The 16,106-nt window shown below is 54.5% G+C and carries 15 protein-coding genes; 2 read left to right on the top strand and 13 right to left on the bottom strand.

Going from position 1 to position 16,106, the window contains the following annotated elements:
- Positions 1–285: 285 nt before the first annotated feature.
- The 11 genes from QW71_RS34770 to hemE all read right to left on the bottom strand — a co-directional run bounded on the left by QW71_RS34770 (position 286) and on the right by hemE (position 12,346).
- Positions 286–609, bottom strand: a complete 324-nt coding sequence (locus QW71_RS34770; protein WP_152679935.1) for a hypothetical protein — start codon at positions 607–609, stop codon at positions 286–288.
- A gap of 572 nt (positions 610–1,181) precedes the next feature.
- Positions 1,182–1,667 carry a tetratricopeptide repeat protein gene (locus tag QW71_RS34775; protein ID WP_039310256.1) on the bottom strand — a complete coding sequence of 162 codons (486 nt, stop codon included), beginning with the start codon at positions 1,665–1,667 and terminating at the stop codon, positions 1,182–1,184.
- A 447-nt stretch (positions 1,668–2,114) separates the two neighbouring features.
- Entirely contained in the window at positions 2,115–4,058 is a 1,944-nt protein-coding gene (locus QW71_RS34780; protein ID WP_039310258.1) for an ABC-F family ATP-binding cassette domain-containing protein, read from the bottom strand.
- Between the two features lie 50 nt (positions 4,059–4,108).
- The gene (locus QW71_RS34785) at positions 4,109–4,714 is read right to left on the bottom strand and encodes a TetR/AcrR family transcriptional regulator (protein WP_039310259.1); all 606 of its coding nucleotides are present in this window, start codon (positions 4,712–4,714) and stop codon (positions 4,109–4,111) included.
- A 67-nt stretch (positions 4,715–4,781) separates the two neighbouring features.
- Positions 4,782–5,702, bottom strand: coding sequence for a DUF92 domain-containing protein (locus QW71_RS34790; RefSeq protein ID WP_039310276.1), 921 nt, complete (start codon positions 5,700–5,702; stop codon positions 4,782–4,784).
- Between the two features lie 25 nt (positions 5,703–5,727).
- On the bottom strand, positions 5,728–6,351 hold the full coding sequence (locus tag QW71_RS34795) for a fumarylacetoacetate hydrolase family protein (protein WP_039310261.1): 624 nt from the start codon (positions 6,349–6,351) through the stop codon (positions 5,728–5,730).
- A gap of 75 nt (positions 6,352–6,426) precedes the next feature.
- Positions 6,427–7,158, bottom strand: coding sequence for a glycerophosphodiester phosphodiesterase family protein (locus QW71_RS34800; protein ID WP_039310278.1), 732 nt, complete (start codon positions 7,156–7,158; stop codon positions 6,427–6,429).
- Between the two features lie 30 nt (positions 7,159–7,188).
- The gene (locus QW71_RS34805; protein WP_039310263.1) at positions 7,189–8,568 is read right to left on the bottom strand and encodes a CapA family protein; all 1,380 of its coding nucleotides are present in this window, start codon (positions 8,566–8,568) and stop codon (positions 7,189–7,191) included.
- Between the two features lie 188 nt (positions 8,569–8,756).
- On the bottom strand, positions 8,757–10,229 hold the full coding sequence (hemG, locus tag QW71_RS34810; protein ID WP_039310265.1) for a protoporphyrinogen oxidase: 1,473 nt from the start codon (positions 10,227–10,229) through the stop codon (positions 8,757–8,759).
- Positions 10,226–11,179: a ferrochelatase gene (gene hemH / locus QW71_RS34815; protein WP_039310267.1), complete on the bottom strand. Its 954-nt coding sequence runs from the start codon at positions 11,177–11,179 to the stop codon at positions 10,226–10,228. Before hemH ends, hemG begins: the two co-directional genes overlap by 4 nt.
- A 105-nt stretch (positions 11,180–11,284) precedes the next feature.
- Complete coding sequence (gene hemE / locus QW71_RS34820; RefSeq protein WP_039310269.1) at positions 11,285–12,346, bottom strand: uroporphyrinogen decarboxylase; 1,062 nt, start codon at positions 12,344–12,346, stop codon at positions 11,285–11,287.
- Between the two features lie 227 nt (positions 12,347–12,573).
- On the opposite strand from hemE, the gene QW71_RS34825 reads away from it, so the two are divergent.
- Positions 12,574–13,794: an MFS transporter gene (locus QW71_RS34825; RefSeq protein ID WP_039310271.1), complete on the top strand. Its 1,221-nt coding sequence runs from the start codon at positions 12,574–12,576 to the stop codon at positions 13,792–13,794.
- A 35-nt stretch (positions 13,795–13,829) separates the two neighbouring features.
- Here the strand turns inward: QW71_RS34825 and QW71_RS34830 are convergent, their stop codons facing one another.
- Positions 13,830–14,459: an O-methyltransferase gene (locus QW71_RS34830; RefSeq protein ID WP_039310272.1), complete on the bottom strand. Its 630-nt coding sequence runs from the start codon at positions 14,457–14,459 to the stop codon at positions 13,830–13,832.
- Positions 14,460–14,635: 176 nt separating this feature from the next.
- On the opposite strand from QW71_RS34830, the gene QW71_RS34835 reads away from it, so the two are divergent.
- Entirely contained in the window at positions 14,636–15,769 is a 1,134-nt protein-coding gene (locus tag QW71_RS34835; protein ID WP_039310274.1) for a class I SAM-dependent RNA methyltransferase, read from the top strand.
- Between the two features lie 92 nt (positions 15,770–15,861).
- Here QW71_RS34835 and QW71_RS41695 read toward each other — a convergent pair.
- Positions 15,862–16,106 (bottom strand): hypothetical protein (locus QW71_RS41695; RefSeq protein WP_235441633.1); only part of this gene is annotated, 245 nt, incomplete at its 5' end.

Below are 16,106 nucleotides of genomic sequence, written 5' to 3' on the forward strand. Positions count from 1 at the left end.
CTTTCTGTTAACTGTATAAGATAAGCTGAACTAAGGAAAGTATCGGCGGGAGACACGTATACCTATTTTTCACTATTGAATAATTTCCGGCTGAAGTGGACTGAAAATCCGCTATTTGAGCAGATGCAGCGGATTCGCTGTCCATGCGGACTCAGAAGCCCTTATATGACCGATTATGCCTCATTTCGGGCTTGAATGAATAAGATAACTGAATCTCAGTCCGCTTCACTCTCAGGTTTGAGTTATTAACAATTGATCCAACAGCAGAATGTAATGTATTGAAATTTACCGGGATGGCACAAGTTCAATTCGCGGTGTAACCCCGTTCTTATAGACCGGGATGAGCTGCACGGGGCTTTTGCCGGAGTCAACTTCAGCTATAATCAGATTCTGTTCTGAAGTTTCCTCATGCCTGCGGGGCAGCTTGTTATCAGCTGAAATAGGGTGAGCTATAACTGGTGCAGAGGTATTATTGTAATATTTGAGCGCCTCTACATTGTGTTCAATGTGTTCATTGGTTTCATCGGTCACATCCGGCCTTCCGAAGAAGAAAACAGCAGAAACAAACATGACACTTAAGCCTATATCTCTCAGTCGTATGTTCATCATTCACGCCTCCGCAAACAGTAAGATCGAAGCCACAATTATTCCATATTTAAGCACATATACACAAGAACATTCTACCATAAATTTACTATATAAGACGCACTTAAGATTTGAATTTGAAGCTTAGTCGTCACTGCGGTGAACCATTGGACTTCCGGCCGCTGCCCGCGCCCAGATTTCTTGATTATTACCGCTGTTCGCGGTGGATATCCGGTGACTGATTATGCTTCTTTCGCTTTTTGTTATTTTTTTAGTGGTCTTATATAGTACATAGCTATTCCGGGGAAATCTAATGTTGTATTTCCTCCACAGCGCAAAAGGAAACCCGGCCTCTGAACTTCAGGTGCCGGGTTTCCTTTTGCGCGTTTATATCACCATACCTGCTCCAGCTTATCTGCATAGAACATAATAGCCTTGCTGTAACTGTGAATCCCTGCAGCTTTTTGTTATTTTTTTAGTGGTCTTATATAGTACATAGCTATTCCGGGGAAATCTAATGTTGTATTTCCTCCACAGCGCAAAAGGAAACCCGGCCTCTGAACTTCAGGTGCCGGGTTTCCTTTTGCGCGTTTATATCACCATACCTGCTCCAGCTTATCTGCATAGAACATAATAGCCTTGCTGTAACTGTGAATCCCTGCATCGGAAGAGGTTTCGGACAACAGCTTAAGCAGCAGCTCCATCGCCTCTGCATGCGCACCCAGATTATGCAGCGTCATGGCCAGGAAGGCTTTGAACTCCGCACGCTGCGGAAATTCAAGCACGCCCTGCTCCAGTACCTCCCGGGACTGTGAGTACGCCCCAAGCGTCCGGTACGTGCTTCCCAGTCCCAGCATCGCACCTGCCTTCTGCTCCTCATCCGGAAGACCATGAGCAAGACTCTGCTCGTAATAGGACACGGCCTCGCGTTCCATACCGAGCACATCATGCGTCCAGGCCAGCTGATAGTACAGCTCGGCATTGCTGTCATCCGCTGACAGCAGCTGAAGCAGCATGACTCTCGCTTCCTCCGCTTGTCCGGAGGTCCGCAGCGCTATGGCAGCCTCAATTGTACTTGTCACTGGCAACGTCCTCCTTCTTTTGATGTAACTCTGACAGGGAAAATTAATAACTATATAAACCGCTCTTTAGACAATAACCCTACAAGATACCGGTCAGTCGCTGTGAGACTGGCGGAATACGTCAATTCCCCACATTTGATTCGTTGCCGGCTGAATTGAAACTTCTTAGAGTTAGGAAGCTGCAGCGCGGACATAAATGTTGTACGTTTTGCAACTTTGATTCATGAATAACCAGCTGTTCAGGAGGATTGTTGTATAAAATACAAGAATAATCCTGCCAAGCCGCTTGAAAAAGTTGAAATGCTGCCTTTTATACAACAATCGGGGATTTGGGCCGATAGGATGAGGGAAATGTTGTATTTTGGGCAGGATTTTATAACACAATGAGGGGGAGCAGCGGAGATGGGTTTGTCACAACCTTAACCCAGCCCAGCAGCGCTGCAAACCTCACGCCTTGCCCGCGATCTTCTCCGCCAGCTCATTCAGATACGTCCAGCGCTCCATCAGGCGCTCCAGCTCCGCTTCGGCCTGCCGCTGCTTATCCACCAGCTCCTGCAGCTTACCGGAGTCAGCAAAAGCCGCCTCCATCTGTGCCGAGATATCTACGAGATGCTGCTCGGCCTGTTCGATGGCCTCGTCGATGCCCTCGTATTCCTTCTGCTCCTTGAAGGTGAATTTCAGCTTCTCGCGTGACGGCGCGGCTGCTGGCGCATTCCCGCTCTGCTCTACAGCTGCAGTAGCACTGCGGCCTCCAGCGCCTTCAGACTTGCCGGAGCTACCACTGCCGGAAGGTACGTTCTTTGCCAGCCATTCTTCGTATTCACTATAGTCACCGACATGCAGCCGGATCGATCCGTCCTCGAATGCAATCAGCTTATCTATGGTACGATCCAGGAAGTAACGGTCATGCGATACGGTAAAGACTACGCCGGGGAATTCATCCAGATAGTCCTCCAGCACGGCCAGCGTTCCGATATCCAGATCATTCGTCGGCTCATCCAGCAGCAGTACATTCGGCGCTCCCATAAGCACGCGCAGCAGATAGAGGCGTCTCTTCTCGCCCCCGGAGAGCTTGGAGATCGGGGTCCACTGCATCGCCGGCGGGAACAGGAACCGTTCCAGCATCTGGCCGGCGGTGATGACACTGCCGTCGGCAGTCTTGATGATTTCCGCTTCTTCCTTCACATACTCAATCGCGCGCATACTGAGATCCATATCCTGATGCTCCTGGGTGAAATAGCCGAGCTTCACGGTTGTCCCCAGCTGAACCTCGCCGCTCTCCGGCGTAAGCTTTCCGGCGATCAGGTTGAGCAGGGTCGACTTCCCGCTACCGTTCTTGCCGACAATGCCCACCCGGTCCTGCGGCACCGCGATATAGGTCAGGTCCTTAATCAAGGTCCGGCCGTCCATGGATTTTGTGAGATCCTGGATCTCAATGATTTTGCGGCCCAGCCTGGTGGAGGCCACGGAAATATCCATCGAGGCAGATGAAGCGCCGCCTGCACTCTCCTTCAGCTTCTCGAAGCGGTCGATACGCGCCTTCTGCTTCGTGGATCGTGCTTTGGCCCCCCGGCGGATCCACGCCAGCTCGGTGCGGAGCAGATTCTTGCGCTTCTGCTCCGCCGAGGCTTCGCGCTCTTCGCGGTCAGCCTTCAGCTCCAGGAAGCGGGAATAGTTCGCTTCATAGCGGTACAGGCTTCCTCCGTCCAGCTCCAGCATTACGCTGGCTACGCGCTCCAGGAAATAACGGTCATGCGTAACCATCAGCAGGGCGCCGCGCCGTTTCTGCAAATATTGCTCCAGCCAGGCTACGGAATCCGTATCGATATGGTTGGTAGGCTCATCCAGAATCAACAGCTCTGAAGGCGTAATCAGCGCTGCGGCAAGCGCTACACGTTTGCGTTGACCGCCGGAGAGGTTCTCCATCCGGGCATCAAATTGTGTGATCCCAAGCTTGGTCAGGACAATCTTGGCTTCGCTCTCAAGCTGCCAGGAGCCGGCGGCATCAATGGCCTGCCCGATCCGTACGAGTCTGGCTTCCAGCCCGGAATCACCCGGATTCTGCTCCAGCAGAGACATAATCTCCATGTACTCCCGCATCGTGGCCAGCTCCGGATCATCTCCGGCGAAAACCTGCTGCAGCACGGTATTGCCAGGCTCATACGGCGGATTCTGCGCCAGATACTGTACACGCACGTCATTGCCGATGGCAATCTGCCCTTCATCTGGTGTATCCAGCCCGGCGATAATCTTCAGAAAGGTCGATTTCCCCGTTCCGTTGACGCCAATGACGCCAATCTTGTCCCTGTCGTCCATGCCAAAGGATGCATCACGGAATAACGTTTTCTCCCCGTAGCTTTTGGAGAGGTGTTCCACGGTCATAATATTCATCAGTTGTCCTCGCTTGCCTTATATTTATAAACCAGGTCTGGCTGTATCTCTCAGAGTTCAGACGGAAGGTCGCCAAGTGCCGATTTCAAGCTGCCGAGCGCTCCTGTGATGAAAAGGTTAGCAGCAAACTTCGCCCGCTTATCCGCATCTTCCTCGGCAAAGCCGGGGTTAAACAGAATATCCATCTTCAGACGGTCCAGCATCCCGATATACGCCTCTGCCATCAGCTCCGGCTCCGAGGCCCCGCCTTCCAGCAATACCTTCACTACCGCCTGCATATAGGCTTCCATGAACTGTGCCATATACTCTACCAGCTCGGGATTATTGTTGGGTGCCCGGAAGAACAGCTTCGTATGCTGCTTGCGTTCATAATAATAGAACAGATGATGCTCGGCAATGATGGAGAGCTTATCTGTCAGTATAGAGCAGGTGCCCAGCTTGCCATCAAGCTGCTCCAGGAACCCTTCACAATCCCGGCGGGTTACCGCCATGAACAGTTCTTCTTTGCTTTTAAAATATAAATAGACCGTGCCCTTGGCAATTCCGGCACGCTCTGCCACTTCCGACATCTTCGTTTCGTAGAAGCCGCCTGAACCGAAAAGCTCGTAAGCGGCATCCAGAATAGCTGCATGTTTGTGTACGGATGCGCTGCTCAACGGTTCACCTCCCAACCTTGTATTATAAAATTGTTGCCGGATAACGTAACTAAGGCCCGCATATCTCCTATCCGGCTCCTATGTAGCTGGCCAGCAGGGCCACCACGCCGCCTATGATTGAACTTACAGCATTTACGGTATCATTGTCCATCCAGCGCCAGCCCCGGGCGTACACCGTGGGCTTACCGCAGTGTTGCGAGGCTTCCACCTCGCGGCCGCAGACTGCGCAGCGGTTCATCCGCTGCACCGTTGCCCCCAGCACCGAGTCGGCAAAAGCTCCGGCAAGTCCGCCCAGCAATCCGGCGAGCACCAGCGTCAGCAGGGAATGCGGCGGCATACCGGAGGCTGCCCGCAGCAGCCAGGAGGCCGCGCCGATCAGCGCACCCCCGGCAGCGGCGGCCAGCGTGCCCGGCAGCGATACACCGCCGGAGGTGCCCGCCTGCAACACCTTCCCGGCTGCCCGCAGCAGCCAGGAGGCCGCGCCGATCAGCGCACCCCCGGCAGCGGCGGCCAGCGTGCCCGGCAGCGATACACCGCCGGAGGTGCCCGCCTGCAACACCTTCCCGGTCAGTACAGACCGGGGAGGCCGCTTAGCGAGCGTCCCAATCTCTGTCGCCCATGTATCTGAGGTCACGGTAGCCATGACTCCGATAAACAGAAAGCCCCAGATTTCCAGAGGATAAATCGCGTTAAGCAACACCAGCAGCATGCCAAGTCCGCCGTTGGCGAAGACCTGGCCGGCATCCCTGCGCCCTGTTTTATCATACGTGGCTTCTAGTTCTGCCTTATTCTCATGATGAAGCTTCGACAGCAGGCTGGAGGAGATGAAGAACAGCAGCAGAATGCCGAACCAGAAGGCATTGCCTGCCCCAAAATAGATGGTTCCCATCACAATCGCCGCCAGCATGCCCGAGAGGCTCAGCGACTGCTTCCAGTAAGCGGCCCCGGCGACCAGCAGCGCACCGCAGGCCCCGATCAGCCATTGCAGCACTTCAAGTCCTGATAACATCGCCCTAACCGATCAGGCAGGTGCCCATTAGCGTATCGCCCCAGAACAGCTCGAACGAATCGCCGGGCACCACAGGACCCACGCCTGCCGGCGTTCCGGTGAAGATGATATCATCCTTGCCGAGCCCGTAGCGGGAGGCAATGAATTCAACAATTTTTTGCAGCGAGAAAATCATGTTCTGCACGTTCCCGCGCTGTACCTCAATTCCGTTCTTGCGGACGGTGAAATCCGTTGCTTCCAGCTCCTCCTGCTCAGGAAATGCAATGTAGGGAGTCAGCGGCGCCGCATTCTTGAAGCCCTTGGCGGGCGTCCAGGGCAGGCCTTTTTTCTGCAGATCATTATGCACATCACGGAGCGTGAAGTCGAGGCCCAGCGCCATCACATCCACCAGCTCCTCCACACTCATCCCCGGCACATAATCACGCGCAATACGCAGCACCAGCTCACCTTCATAATGGATCAGTCCCGCATCTTTGGGCAGATGGATGATCGCTTTATCAAGCGCAACAGCAGCATGCGATGGCTTCAGGAAGATCAGCGGCTCGGCCGGCACCTGATTGCCGAGTTCCTCCGCATGTAATTTATAATTGCGTCCCACACAGTATACATTATTGACCGCTCTACTCATTGAGGGTTCAGCTCGCTTTCTTCTCAGATTATCAGAACGAATGGATCTTTTAGATGGATTAGAATGTATCTTAAGTCAGGCCTGCAGAAAGATATCGCCCCAAATATCCGGGCGGTTCGTACAGATCATGATATCCGAATGCATGGCAGACACGCGCCGCATTTCCTTCCCTTTGTTGACAGTCCAGGCCATGATCTTGACCCCCCGTTCAGCCAGGGATTTCGCCAGAACCGGGCTAAGCCGGTCGAAGCTGATGGATAAGAAGGAGCAGCCCAGCTCGTTCAGCTTTTTGGCAGGATCGCCGGACCTGGAATCATAGATCAGACCGGTACGGAACCGCGGGTCCAGCTCCTTAATCCGCTGCAGCGCACCGGCGTCGAAGGAGGTCAGCACCACATCCTCACGCATTCCCATGGTATTCACCAGGTCGATGACCGCTTTCTCAAGGCCAGGGTACATCTCCCCGCTGGTCTTCAGCTCAATGTTAAGCCGCAGTCTGCCTGAAGCCAGGCTGAGCACTTCTTCCAGGGAGGGCACCCGTTCTCCGCGAAAAGCACGCCCTTTCCAGCTCCCCGCATCCAGACGCCGTATATGTTCATAATCCATGTTCTTCACCTTGCCGTGTCCGTTGGTCGTGCGGTCCAGCGAATAATCATGGATGACCACAGGCACGCCGTCCTTCGTCAGCTGCACATCAATCTCCATCCACCGCACAAAAGGCAGGGCAATCGCCATCCGGACGGCCGCCAGCGTATTCTCGGGGGCTTTGCCGGAAAATCCGCGGTGGGCGACACACATGTTATTCATCATCATTGGCACCTCCAGCAGAAGTAGGATCTATTGGGCCGGCTGCACAACGGTACCATCATTGCGGATCTTGACCAGACCGGAAGATAAGGATTCCACCTTATGCAGCAAAAGCTGTCCGTCCGCCTCATTCATCGGCACCGGTTGTCCCAGCTCAGCATCCATCGGTCTCAGCTTGAGGGAACATTGTCCCTCCTTGCTGCATTCCGCCTGGAATACAGCCGTCTCCCAGGTTGCCGGAAGACTGGAACGTGTGAAGATAAAATTGCCTGTGCTGTAGGCAATCCATTTCCCTTTGTAGGGCTCAATCCCCTGCAGCACATGCGGATGTCCGCCCATCACCAGATCGGCTCCCGCATCGATAAAGCTATGCCCCAGCGTCTGCTGGGTCTTGTCATATTGCTCCATCCGCTCCTTGCCCCAATGGACAACGACTACGACAAGATCGGCTTGTTGCTTGGCAGCGGCAATGGCCTTAAGTGCTTCTGCGCTGTCATAGACAGAGGCGAGGCCCGGCTTGCCTGCTTCGGCCTTCCATTCGATCACCGGCATCACCCGTGTGAACCCGAGCAAGGCTATTTTGATACCCTGCCGCTCAAAATACTGCGCAGAGTAAGCTTCCTTGCTGTTGCTTCCTGCTCCGACATAAGGAATGCCCCGCTTGCTCAGGTGCTTCAGGGTATCCAGTAAGCCCTCTTCCCCCTGATCCAGGGTGTGGTTATTAGCCAGATTGACCGCATCTACACCAGCTGACTTCAGTGCATCCAGCGCTTCCGGAGCTCCCTTGAATACAAACTGCTTGTTCGCGGCACCTACACCGCCAGTAGTGATCGGCGTCTCCAGGTTGACCACGGTCAGATCATCCTTTTTGAACATCCCGTCAAGTGCACTGTAAGAATAATCGTACCCCTTCTTCTGCAGCAGTTCCGCTACCTTACCGGCAAAGATGACATCTCCGGCAAAATTCAGCTTCACCGTACCGCCTGAAGAGTTCTCCGGCAAGCCTGATATCAGGCCGCCAGTATTTCCCGTTGTCGTTTGGGGTTCAGCCGTTGCCGCTTCCTTAACTGTAGGAGCAGGCGTAATCACGGCTTCCGCAGTCTCCGTAGGCAGCGCAGTGGCCTCCGGTGTTGCTTCAGGTGTTGGCTCCGGACTGGATGTAGCCTCTGCTGTAGGTGCCACCTCCACAGGAGCTGCCGCTGTTGCAGAAGCTTCAGGCGAAGGTGTCGGCTCAGTCACTACTACCGGAGGAGCTGAACTCTCCTTATCTTTGTTATCCATGAAAGAATAGGCCAGCAGGCCGGTAATCATCAGAAGCAACACTACATTAAACCATGCCCAGACCGTTCTGCGCCTCTTTTTGCTGCTATGTTTCTTGCTCTGTCTACTGCGTGACCTCGGCGGATACATGAGTACTGGTAATCTCCTTTACCCTTAAAGTGTTTCTATTATAGCATATCTCTTCCGTGTCGCTCCAAAGTAACCCGTAGTCTTCCCGCCCCGCGAAGCGTGGCCTTGGCTTCAATGATTATTCCGGCACCTTATAAATTCCCCAATAAAAAAGGGTGAAGCGCTACTGCTCCGCTTCACCGCTTCCGTTATACCGTTACAGCCGCCGGTTCCGGCAGCTTCTCTAAATGGGCTGCAGCAGTCTCAGCCGTAAGCTTCGCCTGCTTAATGCAGTCCGGCATGCCGATGCCGTCATAGCCGGCGCCAAAAGCATATACACCCGGCAGCTTCTCTTCCAGTTCAATTCGCAGGCCGGCGATCCGGCCGGGATGGCCTACCGGATATTGCGGCATGGAATGCCTGAGCCGGGTAATCTCTGTGAACAGCGGCGCTGCAGTGATCCCCATAATTTCCTTCAGGTCTTTGCGGACCAGTTCAGCCAGCGCCTCATCCGGCAGGTCTACATTCTGTTCATCCCCCGACCGTCCGACGTAACAGCGCAGCAGTACCTTATCATCCGGGCTGGTATGCAGCCATTTCGTAGAAGTCCAGGTACAGGCCGTGATGTTCCGCCCTTCTTTGCGGGGGACCAGGAATCCGGATCCGTCATATTCGGTAACGATATCCTTCTTGGTAAACGCCATGACCACATTAGCCACTGACACATAATTGACAGCATCCAGCGCGGATACATCCACATGCGGACGCAGCAGCTCTGCGGCAGCGAAATTCTGCACGGTTACATAGATATCATCAGCTTGCAGCAATTCACCGTTGTCCAGCTCCACCTCATAGCGCGGTGCAGTAGTGGCCTCTGCGGATATCCCCGCCCCGCTCCGTACTTTGATGGACACCGCTCCCGTTCCGGTCCGCTGCTGGGCATCCTGCAGATCATGGATCAGGGCATGCACCAGGCTCTGCAGCCCCTGACGGAAAGTCAGGAACGCGCTTTTCTTGGTTCCGGTATGGGTCTCCGCCGGCTTCCTGCCGGTCGTCATCCCGCGGATCAGACTGCCGTACTGGCGCTCGACCTCGCCGAACTGCGGAAAAGTAGCCTGGAGGCTGATCTTGCGCATATCACCGGCATAAATACCGGCGAGCAGGGGCTCGGTCATATTCTCCAGCACCTCTGTACCCAGACGCCGCTCGATCAGGTCACCGAGCGATTCATCCTCGGAGCTGCGGCGCGGCGGAAGTACGAAATCCATCATCGCCCGCATTTTACCGCCGAAGGAGACGAGGCCGCTCTTCAGAAACGGCTTGAGCTCCGTAGGAATCCCCAGAACAAGCCCGGCGGGCATCGGGTGGAGCTTGCCGCGCTGCAGTATGTAAGTCTTCTTGGCATTCGGATTCGTGGTCACCAGCTCGTGATCCAGCTCCAGCTCTCTGGCCAGATCAACCATGGCTGTTTTGCGGGCCAGGAAGGAATCCGGGCCTTTCTCAATGACAAAGCCGTCACGGTGCAGGGTCTCGATTTTGCCGCCAAGGCATTTATCCTTCTCGATCAATATAATTTCCGGCTGAATCCCGGCTTCCCGGTAAAACTTGCGGACGTAGTAAGCGGCACTGAGGCCGCTGAGGCCTCCGCCGATAATTACTACCTTGCGCGGTGAACCGCTCATGATTGCTTCACCTGTAACTGCCCGGCCTTCGTACGCACCACATCGCTAAGCACAGACATATACGCCGGATCGCTATTCAATGAATCAATCCGCAGCAGCCGCATATCCAGCTCTGAAGCCAAGGCCTGCGCCTCGATATCCAGATCGTACAGAACCTCTAAGTGGTCAGATACGAAGCCAATGGGAGCGGACAGCACATATTTCACCTGAGCTTCGGCCAGCTCATGCATCGTATCCAGAATATCCGGACCCAGCCACGGCTCTGCAGTTCTGCCCGCGCTCTGCCAGGTGAACTGCCAGGACTCCACACCTGCCTGATCGGCAATGGCTTTGGAGGTTTCCAGCAGCTGGTCACGGTACGGATCGCCCATAGCCAGAATGCGTTCCGGCAGACTGTGTGCACTGAACAGTACACGCACTTCATCCCTCGCCGCTCCGGTTTCCTCGAATTCATCCAGCTTCGCGGTTACCCGGCGGCTGAGCACATCAATCAGCTCCGGATGCATATGGTAACTCTCGACAAATTCCATATCAATTCCGCAGGCATCCGCTTTTTCCTTGGCCCGCTTGATATAGGTTCCAACGCTCATCACCGAGTAATGAGGAGCCAGCACAATGCCTATCGCCTGGGTAATCCCATCCCGGACCATCGCCTCCACACCATCTTCAATGAAAGGTCTGGCATGCTTCAGCCCCTGGTAGCAGACATACTGAATCTGCCCGCTGTTCAGCTTGGCCTGCAGAGCCTCCACCTGGCGGTCTGTATTCTCCCTGAGCGGGAACACGCCTCCTACAATGGCTTCGTAGCGGTCCTTCAGCTCCTTCAGCTGTTCAGCGGAAGGTGCATTGCCTCTGCGGATATGCGTGTAATACGCCTCCACATCCTCCAGACTTTCAGGCGTGCCGTACGACATCACGAGTACTCCAATTTTGGTGGTCACGGTTTCCATCCCCTTTTACGAATAATGTCCTGCGCCTGCTCATTTCACAACTCCATTATGCTCATAAAAACAAAGAGAGCAGCAATTGCTGCTATCTCATGTACCTTGCTTTAATTACGCGAGCGGTCCTGCTGCCTGTTTCAAGGCCGCTGCTGAATACTCATGTACATAATCCGTTAATTCCTTAAGTGTGTCCAATGAAGCTTCAGGAAATAATCCATGGCCCAGATTAAAAATATAACCAGGCTGTCTGATGCCTTCATCGATCAGTTCTTTCGCCCGTTCTTTCAATACGTCCATTGGTGCGGTCAGCAGATAAGGATCCAGATTGCCTTGAATCGCGAACCCTCCGCCGGTTCTGCGTCTGCCTTCGGTCAGACTTACGCGCCAGTCCAGTCCGATCACATCGGCCTGCAGCCTGGCCAGGCTGGGGAGCAGCTCCCCTGAGCTGACACCCGGGAAGTAAATCTTCGGCACGTCCAGATCAGACAGCTCGGCAAAAATCCGGGTGATCGTCGGCAGCACAAAGGTTTCGAAGTCACGCGGGGCCAGAGACCCCACCCAGCTGTCGAACAGCTGGAACGCTTTGCCGCCGCTTGCGACATGGGCCCGGAGATATGCGATAACCATATCGCCCAGCTTCTCCATCAGCTTCTCCCACACGCGGGGCTGGCTGAACATCATTTCCTTGGTGCGGTGATAGCTCTTGGAGGGTCTGCCTTCAATCAGATAGCTGGCGATGGTGAAAGGCGCTCCTGCAAAAGTGATCAGCGGCACGTCCAGCTCTTTGTCGAGGAGGGAAATCGTTTCCAGAATGTGGCTCAGATCCCCTTCCACATCAATCGGCTTCAGCCGGTCGACATCCGCCGCCGAGCGGATCGGATTCTCAATGACCGGGCCGATATTCTTCACGATGTCGAAGTTCACGCCAAGGGAAGCTACAGGATTCATAATGTCGGAATACAGGATGGCCGCATCCACACCCAGCTTGCGCACAGGCATCAAGGTTATTTCAGCTGCAAGCTCCGGCTGTCTGCAGATCTCCAGCAGCGAGTATTTCTCCTTGATTTTACGGTACTCGGGATCATAACGGCCGGCCTGCCGCATGTACCATACGGGAACGTGCTCCGTGCTCTGCTGTCTGCAGGCGCGGATAAAAGTGTCGTTGTAGGTCATGATAAGATCTCCATTAGATTTGATAGGTTACTGTGAAAACACATAACATTATTATGCCCTTTTTGCCAGCGGGTAACAACCGCTTCACCCTTAAGGGAATGACAATCCCATGACATTACTATGACAAGTGTTGCACTGCACGGCTAAAAAACTATGATATACTGATATAATGTCAATTTTTCGTGAACTATTTATCTTTGAATCCCCTGAAAGGAAGTGAAAGCACTTTGAAGAATTGGGAGACCTGGAAAGTCAACCTCATGGTGCTTTGGTTTGGCCAGTTTCTGGTGAATGCCGGCATGACTATGATTACCCCTTTTCTGTCCCTTTATCTCGCTAAAGACCTGGGTGTGACCGGAGATCACGCGATCGGGATGTGGGCCGGACTTATTTTTGCCGCAAACTTCTTGACCTCGTTTATCTTTCAGCCCCTGTGGGGCAAGCTTGCCGACAAATACGGCCGCAAAATCATGCTGCTGCGCTCCAGCTTCGGTATGGCGGTTGTCATCGTGCTGATGGGCTTCGCGCAGTCCCCGATGCAGCTCCTGCTGCTCCGCCTGCTGAACGGCACCATCTCCGGCTTCAACCCCGCCTCCATCGCGCTGGTCTCGGGAACCACCCCTAAACCGCGTATGGGCTTCGCCATGGGACTGATGCAGTCCGGCGCTGTAGCCGGTACAATTCTCGGTCCGCTGATCGGCGGCTTGCTGGCGGACTGGATCGGGTTCCGCCCGATCTTTTATGTCGTGGGTGCGCTCTTGTTCGTCGCCTCCCTGCTGGCGTTATTCCTGGTCAAGGAGAAATTCGACCGGGTGGAGGCTGCGCAGGTGCCGCAGGTATCTGTGCTCGAAGGCTTCAAGGAGCTGGCTAAGGTCCCGCAGCTGCCGGCATTGTTCGGCGTGACGTTCCTGCTGCAATTCGCCATGATCAGCCCGATGTCGCTGCTGCCGCTCTACGTGGAGAAGCTGCACGGCTCCGCTGTGAATATCGCCTTCTGGGCAGGCATGGTCAGTGCCGTCACCGGTATCTCGAACATGCTGGCCTCTCCGCTGCTCGGCAAGCTCAGCGACAAGGTCGGCGCCCACAGGATATTGACCTATGCGCTGATTGGCGCGGCGCTGTTCCTGATCCCGCAGGCCTTCGTGACCAGTGTCTGGCAGCTGATCCTCGTCCGCTTCCTGATGGGCGTCTTCATGGGCGGCCTGCTGCCGAGTGTCAACGCCCTCATCCGCTCCTATACGCCCGACGGCAAGGAGAGCCGGGCCTTTGGCTTCAACAGCAGCACACTGGCACTCGGCAATATGCTGGGCGCGGTCATCGGCGGCTTCCTGTCCGGATATATCGGGATCGAAGGGCTGTTCATCATCTCCGGCGCGTTCCTGCTGATTAATACGGTCTGGGTAAGGCTCAAGTTATATAAGAAGACAGAACCCCGGTTGTTCCGTTAGTGCAGACAGGGCCAGTCTCGATTGGAGAGGACAAGCTATTTAACCATCGCCAAGGCTAGTCCGTCGTAGGCGGGCAGCAGTGTGCTGGTCAGGCGGGGATCGCCGGCAATCATCTCATTGAAGCGGCGCATCGCCTGAACGGCAGGTCCGCTCTTCTCTGTATTCAGCGTGCGGCCGCGCAGGAAGATATTGTCCCCGGCAATGATTGCACCCGGTGAAGCGAGCCGGATCGCATATTCCAGATAATTCGGATAATTCTCCTTGTCGGCGTCGATGAAGAAGAAATCATACTTTTGGCCCTGCGCTTCGAGCAGCTTAAGGCTGTCCAGTGCGGGGCCGATTTTGTATTCTACCGCGTCCCCGAAGCCCGCCTGCTCCAGATGGCTATGGGCAAGCTTGGCATAGTCAGCCTTAAGCTCCAGGGAAGTCAGGCTGCCGCTCTGCGTTAAACCACGGCACAGGCAGATTCCGCTGTAGCCGCCCAGCGCACCAATCTCAAGTATCCGGGTAGAACGTGACAAGGTAACCAGCATCGTCAGCAGTCTGCCGTAGCCTGGAGCGATGGACACCTCCGGCATTCCGTTTGCTGTGATGGCCTGTTTGACTTTTAACAGTAAATCATCCTCTGTATATAGCTGTTCACTGTATTCTTCCTGATTCTGCATATGTATTCTCCTTCAAATTTCATTTTGTGTAGCGTGAACGGGCATTGTGTAGAACCCTTCATTACCCTATACTGATATCTGAACGTTCTAAAGGTTCACATTCACATGGAGAGCAAGCTTCTCTTATTGTACTGGCTTTGCGTATTTATCCACAAGTTAAACGGAGTTGAGAGCATTTGGGCAAATTACAATTGATCGCCACCGCCCCTATGGGGCTAGAGGCTGTAGTAGCGCGTGAATTAAACGAACTGGGTTATGAGACCACGGTCGAGAACGGACGGGTATTATTCAGCGGAGATTACATCGACATCTGCCGCTGCAATCTATGGCTGCGCACCTCTGACCGTGTATTGGTCAAAATGGGCCAGTTCCCGGCCAAAACCTTCGATGAGCTGTTCGAAGGCGTCAAAGCCATCAACTGGGAGGAATGGATTCCCGAGAACGGCGAATTCCCGGTAGAAGGCCGCTCCCACAAATCACAGCTGACGAGTGTTCCTGCCTGCCAGGGGATCGTCAAGAAGGCGATTGTCGAGAAGCTTAAGCTGTCGTACCGCACCGAGTGGTTCCCTGAGAATGGGCCGCGTTATGTGGTTGAAGTCATTCTGCTGAATGACATCGCGCTGATCACCCTGGACACCACGGGGCCGGCGCTGCATAAACGCGGCTACCGACGCCAGGCCACCGAAGCGCCGCTGAAGGAGACCATGGCTGCGGCCCTGATCCAGCTCAGCCGCTGGAACGGCCACCGGCCGCTGTACGATCCATGCTGCGGTTCCGGCACGATTCTGATCGAGGCCGCGATGATCGCCTGGAATATCGCACCGGGTCTGCGCCGCTCCTTCCCGTCCGAGCACTGGCCGGAGATCCCACAGCGTCTGTGGGAAGAAGCCCGCGAGGAAGCCTTCGACGCTGTGCGCGACGACTACCCGCTGCAGCTGACCGGCACCGACATTGATCCGGCAGCGATTGAGATTGCCGAAGCCGCCGCCAAGAGCGCCGGACTCTCCGGTGAGATCACCTTCAAGCATATCGCTGCCGCCAAGGCCCGCCCGGAAGGCGAGTATGGCTGCATTATCACTAATCCTCCATACGGGGAGCGGATCAGTAATGACAAGGAAGTGGAGAAGCTGACCCGCCAATTCGGCGAGATGATGCTCTATCTGCCAACCTGGTCTTTCTTCGCCATCAGCCCGTACAAGGAATTCGAGCAATACTACGGACGTAAGGCGGACAAGCGCCGCAAGCTGTACAATGGCCGGATTGAATGCCAATACTATCAATACCTCGGTCCGCTGCCTCCGCGTAATTAGCAGGACGCGGTGCGGATTTGATTATCAGAGGTGGCACTTAAACAAACTAATAGCAAGCCTTAAGTTCCATGCAGCCGGTCTGTGCTGCGGACTTAAGGCTTGTTTTGGCTTTCAACTTCTGCTGCTGCGGCACCAATTGTGCTGCAATATGCAGGCTTACCATCGGAATGACTTAGCATGGACTGCAAGCCTAGGAGCTGGCTCGGAATGTTGTACAAAATGCAGGATTCTCCTCGTAACAATGCCAATTTGACTCCAATATTAGGAACCGACCCAAATTGTTGTACAAAAGAGACAATTTCATAATTCCAAACCCTTGCTGGGAGCGGTTTTTTTG

The organism is Paenibacillus sp. IHB B 3415 (genome assembly GCF_000802655.2).
Classification (GTDB): Bacteria; Bacillota; Bacilli; order Paenibacillales; family Paenibacillaceae; genus Paenibacillus_AQ; species Paenibacillus_AQ phytohabitans.

Coding starts and splice junctions, on each gene's coding strand:
- QW71_RS34830 (WP_039310272.1), bottom strand. CDS start 14,459: ATGCAGAATCAGGAAGAATACAGTGAACAGCTATATACAGAGGATGAT.
- QW71_RS34795 (WP_039310261.1), bottom strand. CDS start 6,351: ATGAGTAGAGCGGTCAATAATGTATACTGTGTGGGACGCAATTATAAA.
- QW71_RS34800 (WP_039310278.1), bottom strand. CDS start 7,158: ATGAATAACATGTGTGTCGCCCACCGCGGATTTTCCGGCAAAGCCCCC.
- hemH (WP_039310267.1), bottom strand. CDS start 11,179: ATGGAAACCGTGACCACCAAAATTGGAGTACTCGTGATGTCGTACGGC.
- hemG (WP_039310265.1), bottom strand. CDS start 10,229: ATGAGCGGTTCACCGCGCAAGGTAGTAATTATCGGCGGAGGCCTCAGC.
- hemE (WP_039310269.1), bottom strand. CDS start 12,346: ATGACCTACAACGACACTTTTATCCGCGCCTGCAGACAGCAGAGCACG.
- QW71_RS34805 (WP_039310263.1), bottom strand. CDS start 8,568: ATGTATCCGCCGAGGTCACGCAGTAGACAGAGCAAGAAACATAGCAGC.
- QW71_RS34770 (WP_152679935.1), bottom strand. CDS start 609: ATGATGAACATACGACTGAGAGATATAGGCTTAAGTGTCATGTTTGTT.
- QW71_RS34780 (WP_039310258.1), bottom strand. CDS start 4,058: ATGAATATTATGACCGTGGAACACCTCTCCAAAAGCTACGGGGAGAAA.